This window comes from Halobacillus trueperi, assembly GCF_003386945.1.
Lineage (GTDB): Bacteria > Bacillota > Bacilli > Bacillales > Halobacillaceae > Halobacillus > Halobacillus aidingensis.
In genome coordinates, this window is the sequence record NZ_QUAE01000045.1 from 1 (window position 1) to 4,224 (window position 4,224).

The 4,224-nt window shown below is 40.0% G+C and carries 2 protein-coding genes; both read left to right on the forward strand.

The annotated features are described in order from the left end of the window. The first annotated feature begins 879 nt into the window (after positions 1-879). Positions 880-2,865 carry a group II intron reverse transcriptase/maturase gene (ltrA, locus tag DYE48_RS20840; protein ID WP_115825222.1) on the forward strand — a complete coding sequence of 662 codons (1,986 nt, stop codon included), beginning with the start codon at positions 880-882 and terminating at the stop codon, positions 2,863-2,865. 586 nt (positions 2,866-3,451) lie between these two features. Then, a partial coding sequence (locus tag DYE48_RS20845; protein ID WP_244199500.1) for a reverse transcriptase domain-containing protein occupies positions 3,452-4,224 on the forward strand: 773 nt, incomplete at its 3' end.

Below are 4,224 nucleotides of genomic sequence, written 5' to 3' on the forward strand. Positions count from 1 at the left end.
GGCAGAACGAAGGCTGAAGCCATAGCTAAGGTATGCCGACGGATATGCCTCACGGCTGAAAAACTAGATAGGGTGAGAATCGTTCTTTGAGATAGGAACTGACGAACTTCCGAAGGGTGCGAGACGTTGTTCTCAAAAGTAAAGCTAATAACTTTATGGGGAGAGAACGGCTCTAAGTAACTCAAATAAAAGTTACAAAGAGAACAACTTTTTCGATGAGAGAATGAAAAAGATAGGGTAACGCCTTGAAGCTTCTCCAGTAAGATACCCTAACCTCTAGTCGATTGCAGTCGGCTAGGGCAACCATAGCTGGGTAACGAAGGTTGAAACTGCCGAAGTGCCGTAAAGGTAACCGAAAGCCAAGGGAGTAATAAACCCGATGGAACTGTAGTGAAGACTCTCTGTCGTTTTTAATATGGTGAGAATGTCGTACCAATGGCTGACAAATCTCCGAATGTAAACCTCGATAGAAGTACGGTTCAGAAATGAATCGGGCGTGAAAATATTGCTTGTCTAAAGAATTGAAATTTTCCTTCGGAGAGTAAATTCTAACGTAGTTATAGGCTGCGGAGCTAGACACGGGGAAAAGGAGACACCTAAGTAAATACAATGATAGTCGGAAAGGAACGTCGGAAGCAGTCAACGTTGCTCGTAAGAGCGAGGGGCACTTCAAGTTAAACAGGAAACGTGAAAACGAATGAACTGTTTTTAATGACTGATGAAAGTAGTGGCACAACCGATGACAGCTCTTGTAATGAGAGAAGAAGGAACAGCCACAAGTCGAAATTTATGGAAGGAATATCTATCATTCAATCCTCGCATGGATTCTGGTGAGACTCAAAAGGTCACCTAAATTCTCATGAAGGAAGGTGATAGACCATGAATGAAAAATCTGAGGACAAGGTACCCAAGGACAATAAAAACAGGCATTCTGAATACTACGGTATGCAGACGGTTTTCGATGAATTGTACAAAGAGTCGAACGATGGGAAAAAGTTTAAACGTCTCATGAAAATTATCACCTCAAAGGATAATATCCTTCTTGCTTACAGAAACACTAAGCGAAACAAAGGAAGTTACACACCTTCGGTGGATAAAATAACCATTGAGACGATTGAACGGATGTCCCAAGACCAACTTCTAAGGAAAATACAGAATCGTTTCAACAACTACCAACCAAGAAAAGTTCGCAGGAGGGATATTCCAAAACCAGATGGGAATACGAGACCCCTTGGAATACCATCGCTTTGGGATAGGCTCATTCAACAATGCATATTGCAAGTCTTGGAACCAATCTGTGAAGCCAAATTTAACACTAGAAGCTATGGCTTTAGACCAAATAGAAGTACACAACATGCTATCGCAGATGCAAACTTCAAGATAAACAAAACAAACCTAACGTATGTGGTTGATATGGACATTAAAGGCTTTTTCGATGAGGTAAATCATGTGAAACTGATGCGTCAATTATGGACGATCGGGATACAAGATAAACAGCTACTTGTTATACTGCGTAAGATATTAAAGGCACCGATACAATTGGAAGATGGGGAAGTCTCCCATCCAACAAAAGGAACCCCGCAAGGGGGTATACTCAGTCCTTTACTAGCTAACGTTAACCTAAATGAGTTTGACTGGTGGATAAGTGACCAATGGGAAACAGTGAAAACACGATATAGCTTCAAATATAAAAACCAAGAAGGTAGAACAGGTAGAGACAATAGAGCCTTGAAGAAAACCAAGTTGAAGCCAATGTACATTGTACGTTATGCAGATGATTTCAAAATCTTCACAAACACAAGAAACAACGCAGAGAAAATATTTAAGGCTGTGCAAATGTGGTTAGAAGAGCGCCTAAAGTTACCAATCTCAATAGGGAAATCAAAGGTAACCAACTTAAAGAAACGAAAAAGTGAATTCTTAGGATTCACCCTTAAAGCAACTAAAAAAGGCAAAACGAAAACAGGTGCAACAAAGTACGTGGCGGAAACGCACATGTCCCAAAAAGCAATAAACACAGAGAAAGCGAAACTGACTGAACAAATTAAAAAGATACAAAAAACTCCAGACAGCTCAAATTGCATTAAGGAAATCTCAAAGTACAATAGCATGATAATTGGAATACATAATTATTATGAGATTGCTACACATGTGAACCTGGACCTGAAAAGAGTAGGTCTCGAATTGCTGAAGCAAATGTACAACCGATTTCCAAAAAGCAAGCCGAACGACAAGAATACAAATGGGTTTACTAGAAATGGGATTTACAAGGGCAAAGATAAAGGGCTAAAGAAATATACTAAACGAGAGAACAATTACATTCGATATCTCATGAAAAGTCCAATACTTCATCTAGCCGATGTTAAAAATAAAAATCCAATGATGAAACGTAACTCCATTAACAAGTACACTGAAGAAGGACGAAAGTTAATTCATAAGAATCTAACAAACGTATCCGAAACAGAACTTAAGTGGTTACGAGAACACCCTGTATTAATTGGTAGAGCGACGGTAGAATACAACGACAATCGCTTATCTCTTTATGTAGCTCAGAGCGGGAAATGTGCGGTTACTGGCGAGCAATTAGAACTATTAGACATGCATTGTCATCATAAAATACCGTGGCATAAAACACGCGATGACAGCTATCAAAATCTAACATTAATAAAATCAGAAGTTCATAAGCTAGTACATGCCACAAAAACAACAATAATAAGGACGCTTTTGAAAAGTCTAAATCTAAATAAAAAAGCCATTGAAAAGCTGGATAAATTAAGAGTGTTGGTGGGGAACAATCGTATTTTTGAAAATGATTTAGATATTTCCAACAATGAAGTTAGATATACACAACTAACGTTGTTCTAAATACAAAAAAATAGAAACTCAAACAGTCCAGAGGATAATCATGATTGAATGATAAAGAAAACATAATTTTCGAGGGAACGCCGTGTGAGGTGAAAATCTCACGCACGGTGTGGGACGAGGGAAAGCTGAAAAGAGAATTGAACTCGCAAGAGTTTTACACTTAGTAGGCTACCTATCGTTATTAAGGGTCTATAGTTTCGAACGTAAGGAAACTTACGTGTCATCTTACGATGACGTGAGTGGTGTGGAGTAAAACTGCCCCCTCTGAAAGACGCTATACCGAACGATGGCGGTATCGAGCTCACAGGCTTACAGGAAGCATCTACGTCTAGTATGGATAGCTACGTTGTATGGTACTTGGAAAGCAAGGGACGTTGAATCAAAGGCTGTCACCTGAAACGGTTGCTATAAAGCTATGCTGAAAAGCATTTATCCTTGTGAGGGTAGGGGAATGACTGATGAAACTTCTGTAATGGAAGTGAAGGAATAGCCCCAAGTCTAGAGTATGAAACGATTATTTTCCTAACGTGAATGGCACCGATCGGGTAGGAACGTGGGAACATCGCTCCAAAGGAGGGATGCCACAGTGTCAACGCTGCGAAACTGGGATTATTATAATATGACGGAGACCTTTACGGATCTTCATGAAAAAGCGAGTCAGGGAAATGCGTTCTCTCATTTATATGAAACCATCATATCGAGAGAAAACATCCTGCTCGCTTTTCGCATGATTAAAACCAATAAGGGATCAAAAACACCAGGAACCGATGGGAAGACCATCGATGACATGAAAGAGCTATCCGAGAAAGATCTGGTAAACGAAGTCCGAACCAAACTTAGAAACTATCACCCGAAGAAGATTCGAAGAGAATGGATTCAAAAAGAGAACGGAAAATGGAGACCTCTAGGGATTCCATGCATCTTGGATCGAGTGATCCAACAATGCTTCAAACAAGTTCTCGAACCGATTGTAGAATCTCAATTCTTCAAACATAGCTACGGTTTCAGACCCCTGCGGTCTGCTCATCATGCTATGGCAAGGATACAGTTCTTGATTAACCATAGTCAACTTCATTACGTCGTTGATGTAGATATTAAAAGTTTCTTTGATAACGTAAATCATCGCCTATTAAAGAAGCAACTCTGGAATATCGGCATCCAAGACCGAAAGGTATGGGCATGTATTTCTAAAATGATTACATCGGAAATAGATGGTGAAGGTGTGCCCGATAAGGGTTCACCGCAAGGTGGGATTTTATCTCCCCTTCTTTCTAATGTCGTCTTAAATGATCTAGACCAATGGGTTGCAGACCAGTGGGAAGTATTTCCCCTGACGAAATCTTACAGTTCAGATGATGC